Below are 23,606 nucleotides of genomic sequence, written 5' to 3'. Positions count from 1 at the left end.
GCTCAACGAACCCCACCAGAATAAACAATGAAAGCACCGGAACTTCTGCTGCCAGCCGGCACGCTGGACAAGATGCGCGCCGCCTACGACTTCGGCGCCGACGCCGTCTACGCCGGCCAGCCGCGCTACAGCCTGCGCGCCCGCAACAACGATTTCAAACTGGAAGAGCTGAAGCAGGGCATAGACGAAGCCCACGCGCGCGGCAAACTGTTCTTCGTCGCCAGCAATATCCTGCCGCACAACAGCAAGATCAAGACCTATATGGCCGATATGGAGCCGGTGATCGCGATGAAGCCGGACGCGCTGATCATGGCCGATCCTGGCCTGATCATGATGGTGCGCGAGAAGTGGCCGGAAGTGCCCGTCCATTTGTCGGTGCAGGCCAATACCGTCAACTACATGGGCGTCAAGTTCTGGCAGAAGCTGGGCGTGTCGCGCATTATTCTGTCGCGCGAACTGAGCCTGGACGAAATCGCCGAGATCCGCCAGCAATGCCCGGACATCGAACTGGAAGTGTTCGTGCACGGCGCGCTGTGCATCGCCTATTCCGGCCGCTGCCTGCTGTCAGGCTATTTCAACCATCGCGATCCGAATCAGGGCACCTGTACCAACGCCTGCCGCTGGGATTACAAGGTGCACGACACCCAGGGCGACGATGCCGGCGACGTGCAGACCATCCAGTTCGACTTCAACAAAGCGCTGGAAGAGGCCAATCAAAGCTTCGCCTCCTGCGGCGGCGCCGAGCGCCATCCGCTGGCGGACAAGACCTATCTGATCGAGGAAGGCAGCCGCCCCGGCGAATTGATGCCCATCATCGAAGATGAGCACGGCACCTACATCATGAACTCCAAGGACCTGCGCGCGGTGGAGCAGGTGGAGAAGCTGGCCAAGATCGGCGTGGATTCGCTGAAGATCGAGGGCCGCACCAAGAGCCTGTACTATGTGGCGCGCGCCGCTCAGGTGTACCGCAAGGCCATCGACGACGCCGTGGCCGGCCGCCCGTTCGACCTCGGCCTGCTGGCCGAGTTGGACGGTCTCGCCAACCGCGGCTACACCCCGGGCTTTCTGGAGCGCCACCAGACCCAGGAATATCAGAACTACATCACCGGCCACTCCAAGGCCAAGCAGAGCCAGTACGTGGGCGATGTGATCGAGGTGGACGCCGAGGGTTGGGCGCTGATCGAGGTCAAGAACCGCTTCGCGGTGGGCGATCGCATTGAAGTCATCCATCCGAATGGCAACCAGATCATCGAACTGGCGCAGATGACGCGCAACGATCAGCCGGTGAGCGTGGCGGCCGGCAACGGCATGCAGGTCAAGATCCCCGGCATGCAGGGCAAGGAAAAGGCCTTGCTGGCGCGGCTGTTCTGATCTGGTAGGGTAGCAATGGAGTAAGACAGGCGGCTAATAGCCGCCTGTTTTTTTCGTTATTGCGACGTTTTTGGTCAACCCTACGCCGCGTTCATGCGTTTTGGGTGCTGTGGATTGGGTGAGCTTTACCTCGAGTTGTTGATAATAGTGAACGTTTGTAATCAGACTGTGGCGTAAGTGTTTATTTTTTTGCGCTGCAAGATCAATAAAAGTTGCGTGTATAAAAAAATATGGTTAAAAAGTAGTCACGTATCAGAGAGAGATGTAAATTTTATTAAACATTCGCTGAGCGTGGAGACAAGAGGAGACGATGTGAGCAGCAATGGCCGCCTAGCGGTCGCGCATCGGCATGGAAGCGCAGGCTTCGCATGCAGGTTTCCCTGGCCGTTCATCGACACTCGCCAAATAGAACGCGGGGCGGAACGGCCTGAATCATGACCCTTAGCACCTCGAAAGTTGCAAACCGTTACGCGCGGACAGATGGCATGGCGCGCTGCGGGGTGTAAGTTGGCATGAGCAGCACGCGATGGGCGGCGCCGGAACCGGTCCGCCAGCCGCAAGCTCGTGCCGCATTCGACCCAGGTCCGCCCAGGCGGCTGGGGAAAATGGAGCAGCGCCATGGCCCGGCAACGGGCGGGGAGCGTGGCGCTGAGGTTGCCGTTATCGGGTCGCCCGATGTCCGCAGGCCGCAGGCCCGGCGTCGGACTGCGCGACCCGTTCCATTAGGAAGCCTGTCATGCAGAATAAGCTGGTTCGCAAAGCGCTGTGTTCATTGCTGATGTTGCTGCCGGTCGCGGCGGCGCATGCCGAAGACAAGGTGCTGAATGTCTACAACTGGTCGGACTACATCGCCAAGTCCACCATTCCCGGATTTGAAAAACAGAGCGGCATCAAGGTCAAGTACGACGTCTACGACAGCGACGACACCTTGCAGGCCAAGATGCTGACCGGCCGCGCCGGCTACGACATCGTGGTGCCCACCTCCAACTTCATGGCCAAGCAGATTGAGGCCGGCATCTACCAGAAGCTGGACAAGTCCAAGCTGCCCAATCTGGCCAATCTGGACAAGGCGCTGATGGCCAAGATCGTGGACGCGGACCCGGCCAACGCCCATGGCGTGCCCTGGGCCTACGGCACCGACGGTCTCGGCTACAATCTGACCAAGGTCAAGGCGGTGCTGGGCAAGGATGCGCCGCTGGACAGCTGGGACATCCTGTTCGATCCCAAATACGTGTCCAAGCTCAAGGGCTGCGGCGTATCGGTGCTGGATCAAGCCAACGACGTGTTCGCCGTTGCTCTGCACCACTTGGGCAAAGACCCTAACAGCAAGAACCCCGCCGACTACCAGGCCGCCTTCGAAGCGCTGAAGAAAATCCGCCCCTACATCACCCAGTTCAATTCCTCCGGCTATATCAACGATCTCGCCAACGGCGACATCTGTCTGGCGTTGGGCTTTTCCGGCGACGTCAACATCGCCAAGCACCGCGCCCAGGAATCCAAGCGGCCGTACCAACTGGCCTATGTGATTCCCAAGAGCGGCGCGCCGCTCTGGTTCGATGTGATGGTGGTGCCCAAGGATGCGCCGCATCCCGAGGCCGCGCTTAAATGGATCAACTACATCCAGTCGCCGGAAGTCAACGCCGCGATCACCAACGAGGTGTTCTACCCGACAGCCAACGCCGCCGCGCGCAAATTCGTGAAGCCGGAAATCGCTAACGACCCGGGCGTGTATCCGTCAGAGTCCGTCGTTAAAACGCTATTCCTGCTCAAGCCCCTGCCATCCGACATCATGCGCCTGCAGAACCGCCTGTGGACGCAGTTGAAGACAGGGCGCTGAGGCAGGCATCCAATAACGCCGCCGCGCCAGTCTGAATCAGGCCGGCGGCTGCCGTGAGTCGATCCGAGCGCGAGCGCGCCGCTGGCCAGTCAGGCCGGCGGGCACGCGCGCGGCCGGTTCGCATGTGACAGGAGGAGGGAAGGCGCGATGTCCGGCCGCCACGGCCGTGGGTATCCGGGAGAAGAGTTCAAGAGGAGGTCGTTCAACCGGCAGCCCGCGTCATATGCTGTTCAAACTCCGCTGCGCGTAGTGAGGTGTGCCTCGGCGAGCGCCGAATTCGAAATGTTCATGCACCCCATGCCCATTCGCTTTCTCCGCTGTTTTCGCCTTGCCTCGCTCCAGTTGGCTGGATTTTGAGCCGCTTCCAAGACGGGCCTGGGGGACGGCACAAAAGCAATGCAAGCGAGCCGGATCAAACCGGCCATGTGGTGCTGACATGAAAAGTCTTAAGCTAAGCCGTTGGCTGCCGTCGGGCAGAACCACCGTCATCGGCATGCCGTTCCTGTTTTTGCTGGTGTTCTTCCTGCTGCCCTTCCTGCTGGTGGTGGGCATCAGCTTCTCGCAGCAACAACTGGGCATTCCGCCATACACCCCGCTCACCAAGCTGGAAAACGACGTTTTCACCATTGCGCTGAACATCGGTCATTACAAGTTCATGCTGGGCGACGACTTGTACTTCGCCACCTATATCAGTTCGGTGAAGATGGCCTTCGTTTCCACCGTGCTGTGTCTGTTGATCGGCTATCCGATGGCTTATTACATCGCCCGGGCTTCCGACAGCGCGCGCAACACCCTGATGATGATGGTGATGCTGCCGTTCTGGACCTCCTACCTGATCCGCGTCTACGCCTGGATCGGCATTCTGAAAAACGACGGCTTCCTCAATCAGTTCCTGCTGTGGCTGGGCGTGGTCGACACGCCGCTGCGGCTCTACCACACCAACTGGGCGGTCTATATCGGCATGGTGTTTTCCTACCTGCCGTTCATGATCATGCCCTTGTACGCCCATCTGGTGAAAATGGACCTGCGTTTGCTGGAAGCGGCCTACGACCTGGGCGCCAGGCCGTGGAAGGCCTTTGTACAGGTGACCTTGCCGTTGTCCAAGAACGGCATCATCGCCGGCAGCCTGTTGGTGTTCATCCCGGCGGTGGGCGAGTACGTGATTCCGGAACTGTTGGGCGGCTCCGACACGCTGATGATAGGTCGCGTGATGTGGGATGAGTTCTTCAACAATATGGATTGGCCGATGGCGGCGACGGTGACCTGCGCGATGGTGCTGCTGCTCCTGGTGCCGATGGCGCTGTTCCAGCACTACCAGGTCAAGAATATGGAGGCCGCGAGATGATCAAGCCCAACAAGACGCTGTCCCTTCTGGTGCTGGGCCTGGGTTACGGTTTTCTCTATCTGCCGATCGCGCTGCTGGTTCTGTACTCGTTCAACGAGTCCAAGCTGGTGACGGTATGGTCCGGCTTCTCCACCAAGTGGTACGCCGCTTTGCTGGAGGACGACGAACTGATCAACGCCGCCTGGCTCAGCGTCAAGATCGCGCTGATGACCGCCACCGCCTCGGTGGTGATCGGCACCTGGGCCGGTTTCGTGCTGGCGCGCTTTGGCCGTTTCCGCCTGTTCCCGTTGTTCGCCGGCATGATCAATGCGCCGCTGGTCATTCCCGAGGTGATTCAGGGCATTTCCCTGCTGCTGTTGTTCGTGGCGATGGAGCAGGCCTTTGGCTGGCCGGAAGGGCGCGGCGTGTTCACCATCTGGATAGGCCACGTGATGTTGTGCGTGTCCTATGTCGCCATCGTGGTGCAGTCGCGGGTGCGCGAATTGAACCTGTCGCTGGAAGAGGCGGCGATGGACTTGGGCGCGCGTCCCTTGAAGGTGTTCTTCGTGATCACGCTGCCGTTGATCTCGCAGGCGCTGGTGTCCGGCTGGCTGCTGTCGTTCACGCTTTCGCTGGACGACCTGGTGCTGACCGCCTTCCTGTCCGGCCCCGGCTCAACCACCTTGCCCATGGTGATCTTCTCGCGGGTGCGGCTGGGCCTGAATCCGGAAATGAACGCGTTGGCAACGTTGTTCATCGTGTTGGTGTCGGCCGGTGTGGTGGCGGCCAACATCTATATGCGCATGGCGGCGCGCAAGCGCGAGCGCGAGATGAAACTGGCCTTTGCCCAGGCCTGAAGCCGGGCGTTACATAAAAACATAAAACACGCATGCCGGCGCGGCGATGCCGCGCCGGAGCGTCCGTGGATGAGCGCAGCGGTTCTCGAATGTTGTATCCAAAGTCATGCAACAAGGGAGTGGGAAATGAAGAGAATACTGATCAGCGCGCTGATAGCCGGCCTGCCTGGCATGGCGCTGGCCGATGCCAAGGCGGATGAACTCGCCAAGCTCAAGGCGCAATTGCAAGCCTTGCAGGCCCAGATGCAGGCCTTGCAGCAAGCGGTGGCCGCGGCCACCGAAGCCAAGGCGCCGGCGGACGAGGCCAACGCGGACCTGAAGGAGAGGGTGGCCGGCATGGAACTGAAGGTGGACAAGCTCAACAACGCCGCCACCGACGGCCCGCTGGCCGGACTTAGCGTCACCGGCTACCTGGACCCGACTTATATCTACAACCGCGCCAACAACAGCTCCGGCTTCCAGTTTCTGAATCACCAGAATACCTACGCCTACAGCAACAGCACCTTCGGCGATGTCTATCTGGACATCAAGAAGACATTCGGCGTGGGGCCCACCGCGCCCAGCGCGGAAATCAGCATCATGCCCAACCGCGGTTCCGGCAATACCCTGCTGGACGGCGGCAGCGGCAACAACATCATCAACACCGCGCAGTTCACCTATCCGCTGTCGGACACCTGGTCGCTGACCGCGGGTCTGGTCAACAGCTTCGGCGGTTATGAAATGCAGCAATCCAACCAGATGACCACGCTGACCCACGGCTTGCTGTACGACTTCAGCGTGCCCGGCTCCTACGTCGGCGCCGGTTTCAACTGGGCGCACGGCGACTGGGCGTGGAAGTTCATGCTGGGCAACGAGCAATACCGCACACATGCCAACCTGGCCTCCACCGGCAGCAACGGCGATACCGGCAACCCCATCGTCAAAAGCAACAACACGCCCACTCTCACCGGCCGGGTCGACTACACCTGGAGCAGCGCGCTGGACCTGGGCTGGTCCTTCAACGCCGGTCGCCAGACTCTGCTGACCAGCGCCGCCCAGTCCGCCAGCAATCCGGCGCCGGTGAGCAACGGCTGTCTGGCCGGCAACAGCGGATTTGGCTACCAGTGCGCCGGCAGCGACCCATACAGCAATTACTTCTATACCGAAGTCGACGCCAGCTACACCTTGAACGATATTCAGTACAACGCCGAGTTCGATTACGGGCGGCAGCAGAACGCCGCCTGGAACGGCGGCGCGGCGCAATGGTATGGGGTCTCCTTGCTTGGGCACCGCAAATGGGTGACCGATCTTCTGGGCAAGATGGGCGCCACTCTGCGTTACGACTACCTGAACGACAGCAAGAACGGCGGCGGCGGCGCCGGCGTCGCGCTCAATGCCAACGGCTACGACGGCGTCAACGGCTTTGGCGTGTCGCAGGCCTGCGTGGCCAGCGGCGCCGCCGATTGCAAGGGCACCAATCGCCAGGCCTTGACCGCGGACCTGTTGTTCTATCCAACGGACCAGCTGACGCTGAAATTCGAGTACCGTCACGACTGGGCCAGCCAGGACGTGTTCCTGCGCAACGACGGCCGCTTCCGGCGGAGCAACGATATGCTGGGCGCTCAGGCGGTGTACAGCTTCTGACAGAGGGCAGGGTGGGCGGCCCGCGGGCCGCCTTTTGTTTTGTCCGGCCATGCGCGACAATGCCCATTCACCCTCCCTTACCTCCATGTCATGTCGCGATTGAAATCCTGGCTGCAACATCGTTGGCCGCTGCCGGTGTATCGGCCCGATCCGCTACAGCCCCATCATGGGGCCGATGGTTACCGCAATCTGTTCCCGTTTCAGCAGCCGAAGCTGACCGATGTCTTGCGCTGGGAGTGGCAGCGCCGCCGCATGCCGACGGTGCGGCACCAGCTGGAACGCATCCCGCGCCGGGCGCCGGAGCTAGCGGCGTTGAACGGCAACAGGGAGCGGCCCTCGCTGACCTGGGTCGCCCACGCCACTAGCTTCATTCAGCTGTGCGGCAAGAATATATTGATCGATCCGGTTTGGTCGCAACGCGCCTCGCCGTTCCAGTGGGCCGGGCCGGAGCGGCAGTTGCCACCGCCGATGGCTTTGCAGGAACTGCCTGCGATCGATCTGGTGCTGATCACCCACAATCATTACGATCATCTCGACTTCAACACGGTACGCCGGCTGGTGCGCCAAGCGGCCGGTTGCCCGCGTTTCGCCGCGCCGCTGGGCGTGGGAGTGATCCTGCGGCAGGCCGGCGTGCCGGCGTCGCATATCCATGAGCTGGACTGGTGGCAGCGTTGTCGCTTAGACGGCGTGGAGGCGGAGTTGACGCCGGCCCACCATTGGAGCAAGCGTTGGATGGCCGGCGACGAAAACCGCGCGCTGTGGGGCGGTTTCGCCGTGCGCGGCGACGGACTGCAGTTCTGGTATCCCGGCGACACCGGCTATCAGGACCAGCTGTTCCAGCTGATAGGCGAACGCATCGGCGCGGTGGATCTGGCCTTGTTGCCGATAGGCGCTTACGAGCCGCGCTGGTTTCTCCGCCCGCAGCACGTGAATCCGGAGGAGGCTGTGCGCATTTTGCTGGACACCGGCGCGCGAGCCGCCTGGGCGGTGCATTGGGGCAGCTTCATCCTTACCGACGAGCCGCTGGACCGGCCGCAGGACGATCTTGCCGCCGCGCTAGCGCAATGGAATATCTCGCCGGAGGTGTTTCAATTGCCGGCTATGGGCGAAACCCGCTGGTTTTGAGCCGGCTCTTGGCAGTAAATCCCAAACGTCGTTGCTTGAGGCTTATTTTACCGACGCGGCTTGGCTGCAAGCATTGCCCCTGATGGCAAGCGGGAATACAATCAACAAGTAGTTTTTTTCAGAAGCGAAGACTAATTTTCGTTTTCGCGGCAATTCTTGGGGCTCTAATGACTATTCTTCAACTGATCAATCAACGGGTGCAGGCCGCCCTAGCGGCAGCCGGCGCGCCGGACGCGCCCGCCGTGGTGCAGCCGGCGTCCAAGCCGGAATTTGGCGACTATCAAGCCAATGGCGTGATGAGCGCTGCCAAGCAGCTTAAGACCAACCCGCGCGAGCTGGCCCAGAAAGTGGTTGCCGCGCTGGATCTTGCCGGCATCGCCGACAAGGTGGAAATCGCCGGTCCGGGTTTCATCAATATTCATTTAGCCCCTGAATATCTTGCCCGACGAAGCGAAGCCGCCCTGAAAGACGACAAGCTAGGCATCCACCGCGTTGCGCCGCAGCGCGTGATGGTGGAGTACTCCTCGCCCAACCTGGCCAAGGAAATGCACGTCGGCCACCTGCGTTCCAGCATCATCGGCGACGCGCTGGCCCGAGTGATGGAGTTTGTCGGCCACGACGTGGTGCGCGCCAATCATGTGGGGGACTGGGGCACCCAGTTCGGCATGTTGACCGCTTACCTGGTGGAAACCAGCCACGCTGGCGACGCCGAGCTGCAGCTGTCCGACCTGGAGACCTTCTACCGCAACGCCAAGGTGCGTTTCGACGAAAGCGAAGATTTCGCCAACCGCGCCCGCGACTACGTGGTCAAGCTGCAAGGCGGCGACCAGAACGTGCTTAAGCTGTGGGAGCAGTTCGTCGATGTATCGCTGAAACATTGCGAAGCGGTGTACCAGAAGCTCAACGTTGGTCTCAAGCGCGAGCATGTGCGCGGCGAATCCTCGTACAACGACGACCTGCCGGTCATCGTCGAGGAGTTGCGCGCGGCCAGCCTGCTGGCCGAGGACGATGGCGCCCAAGTGGTGTTCCTGGAAGAGTTCCGTACCCAGGAAGACAAGCCCATGGGCGTGATCATCCAGAAAAAGGACGGCGGTTATCTGTACACCACCACCGACTTGGGCGCGGTGCGCTATCGCCATAAAACCCTGAACCTTGACCGTGTGATCTACGTGGTGGACGCGCGTCAGAGCCAGCACTTCGCTCAGATGTTCTCCATCTGCCGCAAGGCCGGCTTCGCGCCGGAAAGCATGAAGCTGGAACATGTTGGTTTCGGCGTGATGATGGGCGACGACGGCAAGCCGTTCAAGACCCGCTCCGGCGGCACCGTCAAGCTGATCGAGCTGCTGCAGGAAGCCGAAGAGCGCGCGTTCGCGCTGGTCTCGGAGAAGAACCCGGATCTGTCGGAAGCCGAGCGCCGCAATATCGCCGCGGCCGTGGGCATCGGCGCGGTCAAGTACGCGGACTTGTCAAAGAACCGCATGAGCGACTACATCTTCAACTGGGACACCATGCTGGCCTTCGAGGGCAATACCGCGCCCTATCTGCAATACGCCTACACCCGCGTGCAGAGCGTGTTCCGCAAGGCCGGCGACTACGACGCCAATGCCGCCATCGTCATCGCCGAGCCGGCGGAGAAGCACCTGGCTGCCGCGTTGGCTCAGTTTGAGGACACCTTGCAGGCGGTGGTGGACGGCTGCTATCCGCACTACCTGTCCCAGTATCTGTACAACATCGCCACGCTGTTCTCGCGTTTCTACGAGGCTTGCCCCATCCTCAAGAGCGAGGGAGAAGTCCGCGCCAGCCGTCTGCAGTTGTCGGCGCTGACCGCCAAGACGCTGAAAACCGGCCTGGATCTGTTGGGCATCAAGGTGTTGGATTCGATGTAAACCGGTCTTCCCGGTTCAAGCATGCCGCCCGCGCTTCGCGCCGGCGGCATTTTTCATGGGGAGCGGAGATGGTCGGGGCGTTTAGGGCGCGGAGGCTGGCTTGCCAGCCTGGGGGGCCCGGTTTGCGTCCGCCATCGGCTCAGCCTCTTTGACGCCCGTCGCGTCGCCCGACGGCGGCTTGATGGCGGCGCCAAGCATTTCCAGTACTTTGGCCAGGCCGGCCGGCATGGTCTTGTCGTGGCGTCCCGGTTCAATACGGTGCTTGCTCGATGGCGTCTGCTCTTTCATGTTCACATCCTTGGAATGGGGGCACTGCGAAGAGGGTGGCGCACGCTGAACCTCAAGCGACAAAAAACCCCGATAGCTTTGAGCTGACGGGGCTTTTGAGTCTTCATGACGCGTCATGAAATGGTGTTGTGGTGGAGGCGGCGGGAATCGAACCCGCGTAAAGCCTTGCAAATTAAAGGCAGGATTTGAATTGCTGACCAAATACAGACCGCTGGCCATTTTTATTCCTCTTCACCACTTCCCGGTTCCTTACAAAACATGGCGACTGCTCTACTGCCAGCATCGTCGACTTCGGAGGGTATCCAGCGTCCATACGTCTTCCTGATCATGCCCCAGTCAGCGTGCCCCATCTGTTTTGCAACCCACATCGGATGCTCGCCGGCGGACAACATCATGGATGCGTAGGTGTGGCGAGTTTGATAGGGGTAGCGGTAACGAACATGGGCGAGCTTCAGAACATGAGTCCACATCGTTTTGCGGATTGGCTGGTCTCCGGTCCAGCGTTCTCCCGTGTTCGGGTTCTGGAAAATCTCCGCCCATTGTTGATAGGTGAATTGCTTTTGATCTATCAGCGCCGATAGAGCAGGGGCGAGAAGCTTCACCTCCCTTCGTCCCGCCCTGGTCTTTGTGTCCTCAGCTTCCCCGGACTTTTGGGTTATGGCCTTATTGACCTTGATAACCTTTCTTGTCCAGTCGACATCAGACCAATCAAGCGCAACTATTTCAGATGTGCGCAGACCAGTCCAGAAAGCAAACTGAATGAAATTTCGGGCTTGCCCTTCGCATGCTTGCAAGATGCGGTTTTGTTCTTCTGAGGTGAACGGATCGATATCATCGCTTAATTTCGGTGGCTCGACCTTTCGGTAAGTCCAATCTGCAATTGGATTGGAACTTATTAAGCCCTCCTCAAGTGCATCGGTTAATGCGGCCCGTAAAACAGATTGAATATTGGCAAGGGTTTTATTCTTGCAGGCGATGTTGGAGAATTTATCCCTCAGAGAACTTCGAGAAACATCGGCCAATGAATCATTGCCGAGGGTGGCAATTAAGTGGCCGTAAATTATTTTCCGATATCCATTTATTGTGCTTGACTTAATAGTCAATGATTTCTTTTCTAGCCAGATAACTAAATAGTCGCTCGCCAACATTTTGCCAGAAGTCGCTCTCGCCAATGTTGAGGCTCGTTTCGAATTCGGAAATGTCGTTGCGTAATCAAAAGTACCTTGCTCAATTGCAATCAAAACGGCGGCCCGGTGTTGGGCCGCGCGTTTCATATTAGCGGGGGTGGGCTGTAGCTTGATCCGCTCCCTGCAGCGCTCTCCCGCATAGTAGAAATCGATTTCGATCGTTGAGGCCGAAGCGGCCCGAACGCCGTCGTACTCCCGTTCTGTACCCATTCCTGATAACCCTCCGTATCAATCAGCACCCGATCATCAGGCGCCTTCCTCCAAACGACACCTTCCTTCCAAATGCCGTCCCGGATTTTGGTTCTGATGGCAACCGGCGTATATCCGGTCTGCTCTGCAAACCTTTCGATGGTGACGAACCTATACATGGTTGCCCTCAAAATAAAAAAGACCGCCGAAGCAGTCTCAAAATTAGTCAAATACTAGTTTCCAGTTGGCGCTAAACCACAGTGCCAACCGTAGGTGGAAGAACGGGGCCGACAAACTCCCAGTCCTTCATCCCGTAGCGGATGCCTTCCAAGTTGCTGACATCGATCAGCGCCCACTTCATCGGCGGGCCGCAGCGTGCCCAATAGCGATTACCGGGCTTCAGCTGGTCAACGCCCAGGATGTTTTGCTGCCGCAGCTGCGCGATGTAGTGGGCAACGGCCGCGGCGTCTTGCCCCTCCGGCCAGCGGACTCCGCCGACGGTCATCTGGAGGAGGGTCTGGATATCGCGCTCAAGCTGCGCCGCGCGCGCGTTAGCGGCCAGCAACTCGTCGCGGATCTCGTTGACCAACTGCAGATGGAAGGGCGTGGTAGGGACCGACTCGGCAACTGCGGAGCGAATGGTCTGGAGGAGGGCAAGGCGGGTGCCCTGGACGCCGGCGCCGGACAACGCGAGCCCGTGCTCGCCGGCAAGCTGGATAACACGTTGATCGGGGATCATCGTCACCTCAAAATTAAGGCCGCTCGGTGGCGGCCTGGGTGGACATCGCGGCGTCGATGGCCGCGTCGAACTCGTCTTCAGTTGGCTCCGTCACCCCGCGCTCAGCGTGGACTTGTCGGACCAGGTTCTTGATTGCCATCTCAATAGGCCCGCGGTTGCCTTTCGGGTCCACGTTGATCAGCGCATGGCGCAGGGCGGCGTACCGCTCAGCGTCGCGATGCAACCTATTGAAGGTCTGGATCAAAGCAAAACAAAGATCCAGCGTGGTGCTAAGGGTCTCTTTATTGTCGTCCCACTCGGCGATGATTGCGGCCAATTCGGTGGCCTGGCCGTCGATGTGGCAGGCCATGGTCAGCGCAAGCTGTTGCAGTTCCTCGAAATGCCTATCTGGGTCGTGGACGAGGTCATTCACCACAGCGAAAGCTCTGCCGTTGGTGGCCTCGGTAGCCAGTTGTTCCTTTGTGATCATTGCCATCCTTTCTCGTCAGCTCGCGTTAATCGCGCCGCCGAATTCGCCTAAGACTTTCGCCGAAGCCTTCATCTCGTCCAGGATCAGCGCGGCGTGCCCGTGGTCAACGGCGTAAATCCAGGTGACAAACTTACCGTCAGCCGTCCCGAACTCGACGCCAAACAGCTTCCACTGCACGCCATTGACCATGACGGCCGGCTGCAAGATAACGGGTTTCATGCCTCGCCCCCTTTCATCGCCGCCAGCACCCGCTCCACCTCGGACCCGGTGATGATGATCGACCGTGGCGGCTGCAATGCCTCGCGCAGCGCGGCAAGTTCGTAACGTATCGCCGCCAGCTCGCCGGCCTGTTGCATCTCTGCCGGCGGGAAACCTGCGAATGCCGTTTCGGGAAGGTCGAGCAGCTTGTGTCCTTGCCGTGCTGTTCCGTTGTTCAGGCTCATGCCTCGCCCCCTTTCACTGCTGCGCTCGCAAATCCAGCGCGCCACCATTCCGCCGTGACGCCGTTGGACCAGGGGCAATCGTTGATGCTACCGCCGCTGAGCGCGTGCCTCCGGCCGGCGGCAGCTACTTTGGATTGCAGGGTGTCATAGCCGGTGTCGAACTCAACCGGTGGAAGCCGCGTCACGACCTTATCACCGAGTTTGATCTTCATGCCTCGCCGCCTTCCTGCGGTCCGGCCGCCAGCGAATCGTCGGCCATCTCAAACACGCCAAAGCCTTCTGCCTGGAGCGAGGCCAGGAGAGAAAGCCCACGGTCTATATGGTCGCCACCCGCAGAGACGTTGGCGGCCGCGCGGCCAAGCCTCCACGCCGCCACGTTATGCGGCTGATCAGCATACGTGTAGGCGCGCTTTTCCTGCGGGTCGTCATACACCTTGCCGAATATCCCGAGCTTGCGGACTTGTATCGCCCCACCAGCCACCGGCGCGGCATAGAGCTGCATTCCTTCCCTCAGCAGCAGGCGCTGCGCCGGCGTGCAGGCGATGGCCACTTCTTCGTCGCTGGCCTCGGCGATATGGCAGGCTGGCTCGCCTGGCGCCGGCAAGCCTTGGATACCCGTCTCGCCGGCGGCGCGGATCGCGGCCTGCAGTTCAGCCGCCAATTCTTTGTGCCCGGCCTTGGCCGCCTGCGCCGACAAGAAATCAATGAACATGACGCCGCGACCGCTGCCCGGCACGGGCGGCTCGTCTTGAACCTGTAAGGAATCCTTACCGGTTGCCGGCGTGGCGCCGGCCTCTTGGAACAGCACAGCATCGGGGTGATCGTGCGCGCACTCGATCCACGGGCCGAACTCACTGGCTTGACGGAACCAAGCGCGCTTGCCTGGACTACCCGGCGCCCGCTGTTCGACCTGGGCCGGCACCGGCGCGGCGGCGATCAGGTCTTCGGCACGATCAATGTTGCGAGCGCATTGTCCGCACGAAGACCAGTAGTCCGGCTTTTCAGGCTCTTGTTTAGATACGCATTCGATAAACTCACGCCACTCCTCCGGCACGGCCGCCAGCTGGGCGATGGCGGGCTGATGGTTTACATAGCCGCTGTGCTGACTCCCGTCGTAATCCAGAATGCTGGGCTCAATTTCCAACTCGCCGATCAGATAGCGAACGCGGTCTGCCTCGTAACGAACGCGGCCCGGATACTCAGACCGTTCAAGTGTGAAGCCTTCCGACAAGCAGCCATCTTTGCGATGAAGAATCGCCGTCCAGTTGGCCTTGCCATTCGATTCCGGCATGCTTCCATACCATACTGTCAGTGCTGCAGACGACTCTGGCTGTGCGACCTTGTCTGCCAGGCGCGCGGCGGCTGCGATGGCGGCGTTGGCCTTAACGGCGGGCAGCCCCATGAATTCCTGATATGCATCCCGCAGTTCTTTCAGCGCCTCCAGCAGCTGCTTTTCCAGTTCAGTCATGTTGCTTCTCCTCACGGTTGAGAAGGCCGCGCAGCGCCCACTCCGCTTTGCCGGCTGGGCCGAGGGTGTGGCCTGGCTTGTCGTCCGGCAGGGCTTCCAAAGCCTCCAGCGCATTGCACACCTCGTCGAAATTGTCGGAGTCGATCAGATGAACACGGCCTTCATCACCTTGCCGTTCTTCGCTGTCGTCCATGGCGATAGAGACGGCCTGCGCCAGTGCAATAAGGCCACGCGCTGCAGCAGCAGCCAATTCTTCCGAATTTACCCAGCGGGTGTGCCGCCACGCCACCGGCTCGCCGGCCGGCTTCGAGCGGGCTGCCTCTGCCAGGTCATCGCACAGCATCAGCAAGTGAGCGCCGGTCAGCGGAGCATCTGCGCCGCAGATGTCGGCCTTGACCGCGGCGTCACGGATGGCCTTGGCCAAAACGGAGAGTTCGTGTTTGGCGGTTTGCAACTCCTCCGCGAGGTGGTCAGCATCATGCAACGGTTGGCGATAGCCCTCGATCAACGCCTTGATAACGTCATCGATGTCGCGCGTATGAAAAACGCGGAAGCACTCGCCCATGTGGTTCCGAATCCGCCCAGCGAGGTAGGGGATATGTTCAAACGCGGTGTTCTGCGGCGTGGCGCCAGCGTGGGTGAGACATTCCTCGCCAGCAGGCAATGGCGGGGGAATGTTGACCTGCTCCTGGCCGTCTGCCACGTCTAAACGCTTGCCGTCGGCAGGGCCGCCGATGAAGAGAGATTTCATGGTGTAGTTCCTATGGCGTTACCGTCGATATGGTCAGTGGAGCGCGACAACTAGGCGCGGGCGGCCTCTGCCAACACCGACGGATCGGCGCCGCGCTGGTGCAGCATCATCGCTAAATTGGCCACGTCCTCGAAGTTGCCGGCGTTGTCTTTGCTGATGTGGCCGACGAGCAGTTGCGCCAGGAACTCGACAGAGCATTTCGCCGGGTCGTCCCAGCCGCTGCGGCCCTTGGCGCGCGCGTCCGCGAGCTTGGCCTTCATCGCCAAGGCGAAACGGTCGACTGCAACGTCGTCCGGGTGCAGGCTTGCAGTGCCGGCGAGAATGGCGTTGAAAGCCTCGGCGGCGTCAACCTCGTCCGGCTCACTCGCGCCGCATACAGCGCAGAAGTATTCGCCGTCGCCGAAGAGAGGGTCTTCAACCAGGCGGCATTCTTCGGAACTGCCCAGCCAGCCGCACTTACTGCACAGGCACAAGAAATAACGCCCCGTCACCGGCTTGGTGCCAATGGCGCGCGCGGCGTCGATCAGGTTCTGTTGCATTGTCACGCCTCCATCACTTGCAGTATTTTTCAACCAGCCGCTGGTCTTGCTCTACGCCAGAGCGGTGGGCCATGTCTTTCAGGAACGAGGGGTCAGCAGCTGTGGCGATCTCGACGCCAAGCTTGGTCTCTCCTTTGACGTCTATGATGGCCAGGGCCATCATCACGCCGCTGAAGAAACCCCGGTCGTTTTGGGTCGGTCTTTTCATCACGCCTCCACTTTCTTGAACGAAATTCGCCACACATACGGGTTTGCATCCCAGCTGCCAGCGCCGTTGAGCTTCTCCCATAGCTGCTCGAACCACCCACGGGCAGTGCCGTTTGGGTGATCTACCGGGCCGCCCTCTGCCACAGCATCCGCCTCGCTGATGTCCTGCAACCGCTCAACACGGACGTCGGTTATCTCCAGAACCAAACGGCATGCCGCCCGCGGCATGTGGATTGATGGATGCCACAGCGAACGAGGCTCGCCGCCGCCATCGTCGTCGTCCGACCATTCATTCGGACCATCGGCGGCATAGATGACGTGGCCGGAGTAGTAGCCATTGCCGAATGGCATCTCGCGGATTGCCGTGGCCGGCCGGTTCGGGGTCCACTTAACCCTATTGCCGTGCCTGTCCCACGAGTGGCTGATGACGCCCCACGTCTCCCGCACCCAAATCCGGTCGCCGGGCTGGCCGTAGGGGCAGATGATGGGGCGGCCATGTTCGTCTTCCCAGCCGGCGCGACCGTCAACGACTATCGGATTCCAGCGGACAAGCGCCGGCGCCCCCTCAACTATCCGACGGGTCTGGGTCTTGGTGCCGGCCAGCAACGCGCGGATCATCTCGCCGCTGAACAAAATCGGGCGTTCTTTCATGCTCACTCCCAATAAGTAAGGGCCGCGTGTGCGACCCATCGAATTACCATCCGGCCATCTCGATAGCCGGTGTGTATCCAGCAGCCGGTCATGCGGCAATCCTCCGGCGTTGTTTCATTTCGGCCTGGCTCCAGGCCATCAGGTCGCGGCAGTTGGCTGCGATCAGCGCAGCGGCCGGCTTCGGTGGGACGCTGTTACCAACCATGCGCACCTGGGCCGATTTGCTAAATGGGCGCCCGTCGTGGCCTCGGTCGATGATGTAATCCGGCGGGAATGACTGGCAGCCGTACAGTTCAGGCGGCTTAAGCATTCGTAGCTTGATATCGACGATTACCCAAGGCTCGCCCTTGATCCATACCGTCACCAGCGCCAGGCGGTCACGTGTGGTGGCGGTGGGCATTGGCTGGTCAAGTCCGCTGGCACTGTCCCTGGTGCCGTAGTAGCTGATAAGGAATGCCGCGACGCGCAGCGCGCCAGCTTCGTCCTCTTGGCTCAGCGCATAGGACACAAGTGCGTGATGCTCTGCGCCGGCGGTCGCGGTCGGCATTGGCTCGCTCATTTCGCGGCCAACGCAATTGCGGCGCAGGGTTGCGAGGTGGGCGGATACCAATTGCTGTTGGCTGCCGGTGGTCGTGATCGTCGTGGCTGGGGCGTTCAGGCTACGGCCCACGGTTTCATTGAAGCCGCCGTTCGCCTGCATCATGTAAGCGGTAGCGACGTGGCGATGGTTCTCCTTCAAAATGGTGCCGAGCGGCTGGTCAAGGGCCACCGGTTTGGCGCTGTAGCTTGGCCCGCCAGCCCCCACGATGATGGCGGAGGCCAGGCCGTGTTTGCCTCCGCCAGCAACGACGGTGCCAAGCGGCTTCTCTATGTCGAGGGCGCGCGGCTGTTGGCCTGTCCGTTCGCCGTATCCCATCTGAACTAAAGTAGCCGCCGCCAATGCTTGGCCGCCGCAGCCGCTGGCGGTGATCGTGTTTAGCGGCTGCTCAATGTCGCGCACGCCGCTGCCCCATCGTTGCGCGCGGCCCGGCTGGCCGTCGCCATAGGCGGCTTGCACCAAGGTCGCCGCTGCCAGTAGTTGGTTGCCTGCTGTAGTGATGGTAGGGGCGGGAGTGTTAGCGCTTTTCGGAGGGTTGCCGGTCGTGTTGGGCACAATGACGGCTGACGCCAGGGCGATTTCGCTGCGATTGGCGGCTGTGATTGTTGGGATCGGCCGCGCCGGATCGTAAACGCGGTCGCCGCCCTGGTGGGTCAGCGGTACGAGCGCCGGGCTGGCCACCGCCATGCTCCCTCCTCGCGGCCATGCCGTAATCGTGCGCAGCGGGTCAGCGGTGGACTGCACGCCGTTGCGGTTGGACCAGTTCGCCAACTCCACGATGAACGGGGCCGCGCTATCTATTACGAACTTTTTCATGCCCTTCGCGATGCGCCGCATTGTTGCATCGGCCAGCGGCTTTTTGCGGTCGAAAATCGACTGCCCCAAGTCGGTGAAATCAATGTGGTCAGCGGCGGGCCGCCACTTTTTTTGACCCGGCGCTGGCTTTTCGTGGTGGGTTGGCTCCGGCCAGATAATCGGCCGTCCATCACGGCGGGCGAACAGGTAGAGCCGTTCGCGGGTCGTCGCGGCGCCGTAATCGGCAGCCACCAGCGTCCGGTGCTCCACCTCGTAGCCCAGCTTGCGCAGCACGCTCAGGAACCGGCGCCAGGTGCGGCCAATGTGGCGCGGGTCTGGCACGAGGAACTGCTCTTGCACCGGAACGCGCTCGCCAGGCTCTGCCACGCTGCCGTCCAGCTTCACCACGCGACCGGTCTTCTTGCAGCGCTTGGCGATCAGCGGCCCCCATTGGCGCATCTGCTTCACGTTTTCCATGCTGATGCTGCGCGGCTTGACCTGGCCGGCCCAGCGCGGAATCACCCAGCCCAGCGAGCGAATGGCTTTGTCCCGCGGCTGGCCGCCAACGGCTTGGCTGAAGTGGGTGCAATCCGGCGAGCCGTGCAGATGGCCAACAGGCCGGCCGTTCGTTACCTCGCGCGGGCATACTTCGAACACGTCGGCGCAATAGTGGTGGGTCTGCGGGTGGTTCGCCATGTGCATGCTGATGGCGTCCATATCGTGATTGATGGCGATATCGACATGGCGCCCGAGCGCGCTTTCAATCGCTGACGACATGCCGCCGCCGCCGGCGAACAGGTCAACGATGATTTCGTCAGTGGTGAGCAGGGAGAACTGGTTGCGGATCATGCTGCATCCTTTTGGTTTTCAAAATCGAAGAGTGTCGGCATGCTGAACTCAGCTTCCGCCGCCTTGCAGTAGTGGGCGCCGTCGAGGAAGTAAGCGGGGTTCAGCTCACTGGCCTGGCCGAGTCGGCCCTTCAAGATCGCGCGGTAAGGTACAGTCATCAGCCCGCCAAACGGGTCGTAAACCAGTTCATCCGGGCTGCTGTAGCGTTCGATCAACCGGTCGACGATGTCGAACTGCAGCGGGCAAACATGCTGCTCGACGTTGCGCTTTGCCTGGTCGCCGTTGAGCGTGCGCATGCGGTTCACGTCGTGCCACACCTCCGGGTGATGGCTGCCTGGCGCCAGCGACATGAAGGTACTGGGCAGCGCGCCGCGGAGCTCAAGTTCTTCGCCAACCCGAACGTGGTGCTCATAGTCGTAGACGCCGGCCAGGCTGTAGTCGGTGAAGAGCTTGGCGAGCTTGGCCGGGCCGTAGCCGGCCATCTCGTCGGCGGATAGCAGGCGGTTGCCGCTGGACCGCCAGAACGCATGTGCGTCGACCTGCCAGCGCGCCCTGGTATAGTTGGCCTTGTCCTTGGCCACCGGCTCGTCAGCGTAGCCGCGGCTGCGGTCGGTCTGCGGTTTGCGGAACAGCAGGACGTACTCCGGCGATCCAACGCCCATCTTGGTGCCGTCCTTGCACTGCTCGGACCAGCCCAAGCGGTAGGTCTGGTTGTTCTCGCGAACCACGTCGGTCACGATGGTGATCATGCCCATGTAGTCGAAGCCATGCCGGCGCGCGTGGAAAATTGCCTCCGCGTGGAAGGGGCTTACCGTCGGCGCGCCGGCGCCAGTGACGTTGCCGAACAGGATTCGGTCTTTGACGTGGCAGCAGTAAAGCCGGCCAGGCTTCAAGATCCGCAGCAGTTCCGGCGTCAGGTAGTCCATCTGCTGCCAGAAGTGCCCGTTGTCCTCGGTGTGGCCGAAGTCGTTGTAGCTGGGGCTGTATTCGTAGTGATTGGCGAACGGGATCGAGGTGACGATCAGATCGACATTGTTGGAAGGCTGGCGGCGCGCTTCATCCACGCAGTCGTTATTTGCCACCACGAAGCGTTCGCCGCTCACTTCTATGCGCTGCACGCCGATGGCGCGCTCCAGCGTCTCTTGCATGGCCAGCTGATTCAAGCCGTACTTGCGGATGATCTCGGTCATTTTCTGCACCATTTCTTCATGCTGTACCCACTTCTGCTGCAGGGTGCGCAGTACCTCGCGCTCCGCCTCGCTGTAGATGATGTCGATGCGTACCGGGTGCTGCTGCTGGAAGCGCTGAACGCGGTGGATCGCCTGGATGAAGTCGTTGAACTTGAAGCCGATGCCGACGAACACCTCGCGGTGGCAATGGCGTTGAAAGTTACAGCCACTGCCAGCGATGATTGGCTTGGTGGACAACAGGCGGTAACGGCCGGCGCCAAAGTCGACGATGCGCTGTTCGCGTTCGTTCAGCTCCTGACTGCCCCACACACTGACAGCCTCGGGTAGTGCGGCCTGTATCGCGTGGCGCTCGGACTCAAGGTCGTGCCAAAGCACGAAGTGGTCAGCGCTATCCGCGTTGACGATCTCGCAGGCCTTGGCCACGCGCGCCGGCAGGCTGTCGCGCTTCTCGGCGGAGGCCGCGGACAGGCCAAGCGCAGGATCAGGGAACAGCAGGTTCTGGCCGATCTTGTCGGCGCCGGCGGCGCTGTAGTCGCTCGGCACCTCGTGATAGCGCACGTCCAGCGGCGGCAGTTCATAGCCTTCGTCGCTGTAGCCCAGGTCGCTGGGTTTCTGGATGAACACCGCCCAGCTGGACACCCACAGCCAGAACTCCTCTTCCTTGTGCGGGTACAGCGTCAGGTTGCCGGCCTTCTCGCTGTCGCGTTGGAAAAAGCGGGTCAGCGCCTGGCCGGTGTCCATCACCCCGAGGAAACCGGCGTAGTGGATCAGCTCTTTGTAGCGGTTCGGGCTCGGCGTGGCGGTGTTCACCAGCTTGTATTGCACCCCATCGAACAGCGGCAGGAACTCCTGATAGGTCTTGCTCCCGAATGAACGCAGTACAGCGGCTTCATCCAGGCTGGACGCAGCGAACCGGCGAGGGTCCAGTTTGCCTTCGCGGACAGTCTCGTAGTTCGTCAGGTAGAACTCACAGCCGGCGCGCATCTCACTGGCAGACTGGATGAACTGGAACTCGACACCAAGCGAAGGCGTGGTGAGTAGGAACTCTTGCCGGACGCCAAGCGGAGCTACCACCAGGGCAGGGCCGCCGGCGCGCTTCTGGATCTGCTTACACCACTCGGTCTGCATGAAGGTCTTGCCGAGGCCGAAGCTGGCAAAGATTGCGCGGTTGCCACCGGCAACGGCCCAGCGAACGATATCGCTCTGGTGGGGCATCAATGTCGGGTGAATCTCAGCCGGTTCGATGGCGAAACCAGCGAAGCGCGCCATTCGGATCTTGGCGCGCAGGAATTCAAGGTAGTCGGTCATGATCGTAGGGCGGCAAAGCGCCCAGGCAATTAGCCTGGGCATGTGGGAATTAGGCGGCCTTTTGCTCTACCGCCGGCGAGATGCACTCGGCCAGCGCCGCGCGCTCCGCCGGGTTGAGTTCCAGCGCCAGGCGTAAGCCGCGGTTCAGGTTCCGGGCCTGGGCCAGTTGGCTCTGCAGCGCCTGCATGTGAGCCGTCTCGTGGACGAGCTCCGCCAGCGACAGCTCCAGCCAGTCAAAAAACGGGATGCCGGCCGAAGGGGAGAAGCCCAAGGCCGCAGCGCTGCATTCCAGTTGCGCCAGCCGGTCTACCTGTTCCTGGCAAAGCTGCAAGGCCTCTTCGGCGATGCCGGCCTGCTTATCCCGCTCTTGCTCGGTGATGGCCAACCGCTGATTCAAGTCGTCCACCTCGCGCGCCAGCTGCTGTTCTCGGCCGCGCACTGCCGTCAACTGCTCAGCTGCGGTGTCAGTCTCTGGCGCCGGCGCTGCCGTGGGGTAAACATGGTCGGTCGGCCGGTAGTGGGTTTCATTGCCGACCTTAACCGGGCTGACGGTCCCGGCGGCGGTCAGCTCGCGCACCTGGCGGCGGGCCTCGCTGCGGTCGATGCCCATGGCGTCGGCCAGCGCCTGCATGGAGATCGGCGCAGAGATGGCTTTCATCACGTCGATGACGGATAGCTTGCTCATGCTGCCTGCTCCTGCTGGTCCTGGTTTGCCGCTTCCGCCCGGGTCTTTGCTGCTTTGCGCAGGCTCTTGTACAGGTCGGGGTGCTCGGCTTTCAGTAGCGCGATGACTTCCAGATCGGCGCGAGTCACAGCGGAGAGGTCGACCTGCTCAATGTGGACCAGGCGCACCAGCTCGCGCACCGGCTTGGGCATGTTGCGGCCGCTCTCGTAGCGGCTGCCGCCGGATTGGGTAACGCCGACGCGACTCCAGAACTCTTGCTGGTTCAGACCGAGCTTGCGGCGGATTTCGCGGGGCTGTTTGATGATGGCGAAAGACGACATGGCCACTCCTTATTTCTGTTGGCTGGGGGGCTGTTGGTTGATGGGCGCGCCGGGGTTCATCTGGCGCCAGGCTTGCACGTCCGCTTCATCCATTTGGGTCTGCTCCAAAGGCAAGGCCCGCGCTTGGCGGGCCAGTTTTTTTAGTGCCGCGCGAATCCACATCCGGCGGCGGTGGGCTGCAATCGACATCAGGCCGCAGCCCTCAACGGTTCGGGCAGGTAGTCGCCGCGGTTGAAGCGCTCGATGACCGGCAGCAGCTGCCGGCGCAGACTGCGGAGAGCCTGGAGGGTTTCGGGAATAGGCGTGGAGCTGTCGTGCAGCATCGCGTGCGCGGCCATGCCGAGAGTGATCACCTGTTCGCGCGCCTCGCGGTTGCCCAGGTCGTGCCGCTGCATCGCTGCGGCCATGCTGGCGCCGTTGATCACCTTGACCACAGCGTCGCGCGCCCAGGCCGGAGCGTCGTACCACTCCGGTGCGACGTCGTGCTCGAACTGCTCGCGGCTTTGCTGCTGCATGACGTCCATCAGCTTGGCCGGCACGAAGGGCAAGGCGTTGATCAGCGCCAGGACCATGCCGCGCAGGATGCGGTACTGATTGGGGCGCATCACTGGTTGCATGCCGTCGTTGCTGAGGTCGAACAGCGCGCAGCGGGCGCCGCGCGCCAGCTTGTCGAGGTCCGGTCGGCTGAGGTTGTGGGCGGTGTAGTAGGCGATTCGATACCAACTGCTCAGGCAGCGGAACGCGAAGCTGTCCCAGCGTTGGGTCAGCTGGTCCAGCGCTGCCAGCATGCCGATGCTGTGGGTCTCGATCTGCTCCCTGGTCATCATCAGCCCAGACTGCCGGCCCGGCGTCATGGTGTTGACCTGGGCGATGACGCGCGCGACCGTGTTCGACGTGCAGTTATCCG

At 61.4% G+C, this 23,606-nt stretch carries 25 protein-coding genes; 7 read left to right on the top strand and 18 right to left on the bottom strand.

Annotated elements, in window-relative coordinates; all coding sequences use genetic code 11:
• Positions 1–27: 27 nt before the first annotated feature.
• The 7 genes from trhP (at position 28) to argS (ending at position 10,023) form a co-directional block, all read left to right on the top strand.
• Positions 28–1,371, top strand: a complete 1,344-nt coding sequence (gene trhP, locus B0T39_RS11385) for a prephenate-dependent tRNA uridine(34) hydroxylase TrhP (protein ID WP_081546663.1) — start codon at positions 28–30, stop codon at positions 1,369–1,371.
• A gap of 736 nt (positions 1,372–2,107) precedes the next feature.
• Entirely contained in the window at positions 2,108–3,208 is a 1,101-nt protein-coding gene (locus tag B0T39_RS11380; RefSeq protein WP_081546661.1) for a polyamine ABC transporter substrate-binding protein, read from the top strand.
• A 436-nt stretch (positions 3,209–3,644) separates the two neighbouring features.
• The gene (locus B0T39_RS11375; protein WP_043631192.1) at positions 3,645–4,553 is read left to right on the top strand and encodes an ABC transporter permease subunit; all 909 of its coding nucleotides are present in this window, start codon (positions 3,645–3,647) and stop codon (positions 4,551–4,553) included.
• Positions 4,550–5,389, top strand: a complete 840-nt coding sequence (locus B0T39_RS11370) for an ABC transporter permease subunit (protein WP_081546659.1) — start codon at positions 4,550–4,552, stop codon at positions 5,387–5,389. Before B0T39_RS11375 ends, B0T39_RS11370 begins: the two co-directional genes overlap by 4 nt.
• 126 nt (positions 5,390–5,515) lie before the next feature.
• A complete protein-coding gene (locus tag B0T39_RS11365) occupies positions 5,516–7,012 on the top strand; it encodes a DUF3138 family protein (RefSeq protein ID WP_081546657.1) in 1,497 nt (498 codons plus the stop codon).
• 90 nt (positions 7,013–7,102) lie between these two features.
• Positions 7,103–8,137 (top strand): MBL fold metallo-hydrolase, encoded by a 1,035-nt coding sequence (locus B0T39_RS11360; protein WP_081546655.1) that lies wholly within the window; start codon positions 7,103–7,105, stop codon positions 8,135–8,137.
• A gap of 167 nt (positions 8,138–8,304) precedes the next feature.
• Positions 8,305–10,023, top strand: coding sequence for an arginine--tRNA ligase (gene argS, locus B0T39_RS11355; protein ID WP_081546653.1), 1,719 nt, complete (start codon positions 8,305–8,307; stop codon positions 10,021–10,023).
• A gap of 81 nt (positions 10,024–10,104) precedes the next feature.
• On the opposite strand, the gene B0T39_RS11350 is transcribed toward argS, so the two are convergent.
• The 18 genes from B0T39_RS11350 to B0T39_RS11270 all read right to left on the bottom strand — a co-directional run bounded on the left by B0T39_RS11350 (position 10,105) and on the right by B0T39_RS11270 (position 23,526).
• Entirely contained in the window at positions 10,105–10,311 is a 207-nt protein-coding gene (locus B0T39_RS11350; RefSeq protein WP_081546651.1) for a hypothetical protein, read from the bottom strand.
• Between the two features lie 221 nt (positions 10,312–10,532).
• Positions 10,533–11,708, bottom strand: a complete 1,176-nt coding sequence (locus tag B0T39_RS11345) for a tyrosine-type recombinase/integrase (RefSeq protein ID WP_081546649.1) — start codon at positions 11,706–11,708, stop codon at positions 10,533–10,535.
• Positions 11,709–11,937: 229 nt separating this feature from the next.
• Entirely contained in the window at positions 11,938–12,426 is a 489-nt protein-coding gene (locus tag B0T39_RS11340) for a hypothetical protein (protein ID WP_081546647.1), read from the bottom strand.
• 13 nt (positions 12,427–12,439) lie between these two features.
• Positions 12,440–12,895: a hypothetical protein gene (locus B0T39_RS11335; protein WP_081546645.1), complete on the bottom strand. Its 456-nt coding sequence runs from the start codon at positions 12,893–12,895 to the stop codon at positions 12,440–12,442.
• 15 nt (positions 12,896–12,910) lie between these two features.
• Positions 12,911–13,114 carry a hypothetical protein gene (locus tag B0T39_RS11330; RefSeq protein ID WP_081546643.1) on the bottom strand — a complete coding sequence of 68 codons (204 nt, stop codon included), beginning with the start codon at positions 13,112–13,114 and terminating at the stop codon, positions 12,911–12,913.
• Positions 13,111–13,338 carry a hypothetical protein gene (locus B0T39_RS11325; RefSeq protein WP_081546641.1) on the bottom strand — a complete coding sequence of 76 codons (228 nt, stop codon included), beginning with the start codon at positions 13,336–13,338 and terminating at the stop codon, positions 13,111–13,113. The genes B0T39_RS11330 and B0T39_RS11325 overlap by 4 nt, the downstream gene beginning before the upstream one ends.
• Positions 13,335–13,550, bottom strand: coding sequence for a hypothetical protein (locus B0T39_RS11320; RefSeq protein ID WP_081546639.1), 216 nt, complete (start codon positions 13,548–13,550; stop codon positions 13,335–13,337). The genes B0T39_RS11325 and B0T39_RS11320 overlap by 4 nt, the downstream gene beginning before the upstream one ends.
• Positions 13,547–14,806, bottom strand: a complete 1,260-nt coding sequence (locus tag B0T39_RS11315; RefSeq protein WP_081546637.1) for a hypothetical protein — start codon at positions 14,804–14,806, stop codon at positions 13,547–13,549. The genes B0T39_RS11320 and B0T39_RS11315 overlap by 4 nt, the downstream gene beginning before the upstream one ends.
• Positions 14,799–15,557 (bottom strand): hypothetical protein, encoded by a 759-nt coding sequence (locus tag B0T39_RS11310; protein WP_081546635.1) that lies wholly within the window; start codon positions 15,555–15,557, stop codon positions 14,799–14,801. Before B0T39_RS11310 ends, B0T39_RS11315 begins: the two co-directional genes overlap by 8 nt.
• A gap of 50 nt (positions 15,558–15,607) precedes the next feature.
• Positions 15,608–16,096, bottom strand: coding sequence for a hypothetical protein (locus tag B0T39_RS11305; protein ID WP_081546633.1), 489 nt, complete (start codon positions 16,094–16,096; stop codon positions 15,608–15,610).
• Positions 16,097–16,109: 13 nt separating this feature from the next.
• The gene (locus tag B0T39_RS11300; RefSeq protein WP_081546631.1) at positions 16,110–16,304 is read right to left on the bottom strand and encodes a hypothetical protein; all 195 of its coding nucleotides are present in this window, start codon (positions 16,302–16,304) and stop codon (positions 16,110–16,112) included.
• Entirely contained in the window at positions 16,304–16,954 is a 651-nt protein-coding gene (locus B0T39_RS11295; protein ID WP_081546629.1) for a hypothetical protein, read from the bottom strand. The genes B0T39_RS11300 and B0T39_RS11295 overlap by 1 nt, the downstream gene beginning before the upstream one ends.
• Positions 16,955–17,042: 88 nt before the next feature.
• Positions 17,043–19,196: a DNA cytosine methyltransferase gene (locus B0T39_RS26195; RefSeq protein WP_081546627.1), complete on the bottom strand. Its 2,154-nt coding sequence runs from the start codon at positions 19,194–19,196 to the stop codon at positions 17,043–17,045.
• Positions 19,193–21,736, bottom strand: a complete 2,544-nt coding sequence (locus B0T39_RS11285) for a DNA methyltransferase (RefSeq protein WP_254894538.1) — start codon at positions 21,734–21,736, stop codon at positions 19,193–19,195. The genes B0T39_RS26195 and B0T39_RS11285 overlap by 4 nt, the downstream gene beginning before the upstream one ends.
• A gap of 7 nt (positions 21,737–21,743) precedes the next feature.
• Complete coding sequence (locus B0T39_RS11280) at positions 21,744–22,379, bottom strand: hypothetical protein (protein WP_081546623.1); 636 nt, start codon at positions 22,377–22,379, stop codon at positions 21,744–21,746.
• A complete protein-coding gene (locus tag B0T39_RS11275) occupies positions 22,376–22,699 on the bottom strand; it encodes a helix-turn-helix domain-containing protein (RefSeq protein ID WP_081546621.1) in 324 nt (107 codons plus the stop codon). Before B0T39_RS11275 ends, B0T39_RS11280 begins: the two co-directional genes overlap by 4 nt.
• 9 nt (positions 22,700–22,708) lie before the next feature.
• Entirely contained in the window at positions 22,709–22,888 is a 180-nt protein-coding gene (locus B0T39_RS25035) for a hypothetical protein (RefSeq protein ID WP_141111192.1), read from the bottom strand.
• A complete protein-coding gene (locus B0T39_RS11270) occupies positions 22,888–23,526 on the bottom strand; it encodes a hypothetical protein (RefSeq protein ID WP_141111191.1) in 639 nt (212 codons plus the stop codon). The genes B0T39_RS25035 and B0T39_RS11270 overlap by 1 nt, the downstream gene beginning before the upstream one ends.
• Positions 23,527–23,606 lie beyond the last annotated feature (80 nt).

It is taken from the genome of Chromobacterium haemolyticum (assembly GCF_002081825.1).
Classification (GTDB): Bacteria; Pseudomonadota; Gammaproteobacteria; order Burkholderiales; family Chromobacteriaceae; genus Chromobacterium; species Chromobacterium fluminis.
Note: the sequence above shows the minus strand (reverse complement) of the source record. Positions and strands in the feature narration are given on the sequence as shown.

Bases quoted from the DNA above. Each gene is read 5' to 3' on its own strand.
- B0T39_RS26195 (WP_081546627.1), bottom strand. From the start codon at position 19,196: ATGATCCGCAACCAGTTCTCCCTGCTCACCACTGACGAAATCATCGTT.
- B0T39_RS11295 (WP_081546629.1), bottom strand. From the start codon at position 16,954: ATGAAAGAACGCCCGATTTTGTTCAGCGGCGAGATGATCCGCGCGTTG.
- B0T39_RS11315 (WP_081546637.1), bottom strand. From the start codon at position 14,806: ATGACTGAACTGGAAAAGCAGCTGCTGGAGGCGCTGAAAGAACTGCGG.
- B0T39_RS11285 (WP_254894538.1), bottom strand. From the start codon at position 21,736: ATGCCCAGGCTAATTGCCTGGGCGCTTTGCCGCCCTACGATCATGACC.
- argS (WP_081546653.1), top strand. From the start codon at position 8,305: ATGACTATTCTTCAACTGATCAATCAACGGGTGCAGGCCGCCCTAGCG.
- B0T39_RS11310 (WP_081546635.1), bottom strand. From the start codon at position 15,557: ATGAAATCTCTCTTCATCGGCGGCCCTGCCGACGGCAAGCGTTTAGAC.
- B0T39_RS11375 (WP_043631192.1), top strand. From the start codon at position 3,645: ATGAAAAGTCTTAAGCTAAGCCGTTGGCTGCCGTCGGGCAGAACCACC.
- B0T39_RS11360 (WP_081546655.1), top strand. From the start codon at position 7,103: ATGTCGCGATTGAAATCCTGGCTGCAACATCGTTGGCCGCTGCCGGTG.
- B0T39_RS11370 (WP_081546659.1), top strand. From the start codon at position 4,550: ATGATCAAGCCCAACAAGACGCTGTCCCTTCTGGTGCTGGGCCTGGGT.
- trhP (WP_081546663.1), top strand. From the start codon at position 28: ATGAAAGCACCGGAACTTCTGCTGCCAGCCGGCACGCTGGACAAGATG.
- B0T39_RS11380 (WP_081546661.1), top strand. From the start codon at position 2,108: ATGCAGAATAAGCTGGTTCGCAAAGCGCTGTGTTCATTGCTGATGTTG.
- B0T39_RS11320 (WP_081546639.1), bottom strand. From the start codon at position 13,550: ATGAAGATCAAACTCGGTGATAAGGTCGTGACGCGGCTTCCACCGGTT.
- B0T39_RS11325 (WP_081546641.1), bottom strand. From the start codon at position 13,338: ATGAGCCTGAACAACGGAACAGCACGGCAAGGACACAAGCTGCTCGAC.
- B0T39_RS11270 (WP_141111191.1), bottom strand. From the start codon at position 23,526: ATGATGACCAGGGAGCAGATCGAGACCCACAGCATCGGCATGCTGGCA.
- B0T39_RS11345 (WP_081546649.1), bottom strand. From the start codon at position 11,708: ATGGGTACAGAACGGGAGTACGACGGCGTTCGGGCCGCTTCGGCCTCA.
- B0T39_RS11275 (WP_081546621.1), bottom strand. From the start codon at position 22,699: ATGTCGTCTTTCGCCATCATCAAACAGCCCCGCGAAATCCGCCGCAAG.
- B0T39_RS25035 (WP_141111192.1), bottom strand. From the start codon at position 22,888: ATGTCGATTGCAGCCCACCGCCGCCGGATGTGGATTCGCGCGGCACTA.
- B0T39_RS11340 (WP_081546647.1), bottom strand. From the start codon at position 12,426: ATGATCCCCGATCAACGTGTTATCCAGCTTGCCGGCGAGCACGGGCTC.
- B0T39_RS11350 (WP_081546651.1), bottom strand. From the start codon at position 10,311: ATGAAAGAGCAGACGCCATCGAGCAAGCACCGTATTGAACCGGGACGC.
- B0T39_RS11300 (WP_081546631.1), bottom strand. From the start codon at position 16,304: ATGAAAAGACCGACCCAAAACGACCGGGGTTTCTTCAGCGGCGTGATG.
- B0T39_RS11330 (WP_081546643.1), bottom strand. From the start codon at position 13,114: ATGAAACCCGTTATCTTGCAGCCGGCCGTCATGGTCAATGGCGTGCAG.
- B0T39_RS11365 (WP_081546657.1), top strand. From the start codon at position 5,516: ATGAAGAGAATACTGATCAGCGCGCTGATAGCCGGCCTGCCTGGCATG.
- B0T39_RS11305 (WP_081546633.1), bottom strand. From the start codon at position 16,096: ATGCAACAGAACCTGATCGACGCCGCGCGCGCCATTGGCACCAAGCCG.
- B0T39_RS11335 (WP_081546645.1), bottom strand. From the start codon at position 12,895: ATGATCACAAAGGAACAACTGGCTACCGAGGCCACCAACGGCAGAGCT.
- B0T39_RS11280 (WP_081546623.1), bottom strand. From the start codon at position 22,379: ATGAGCAAGCTATCCGTCATCGACGTGATGAAAGCCATCTCTGCGCCG.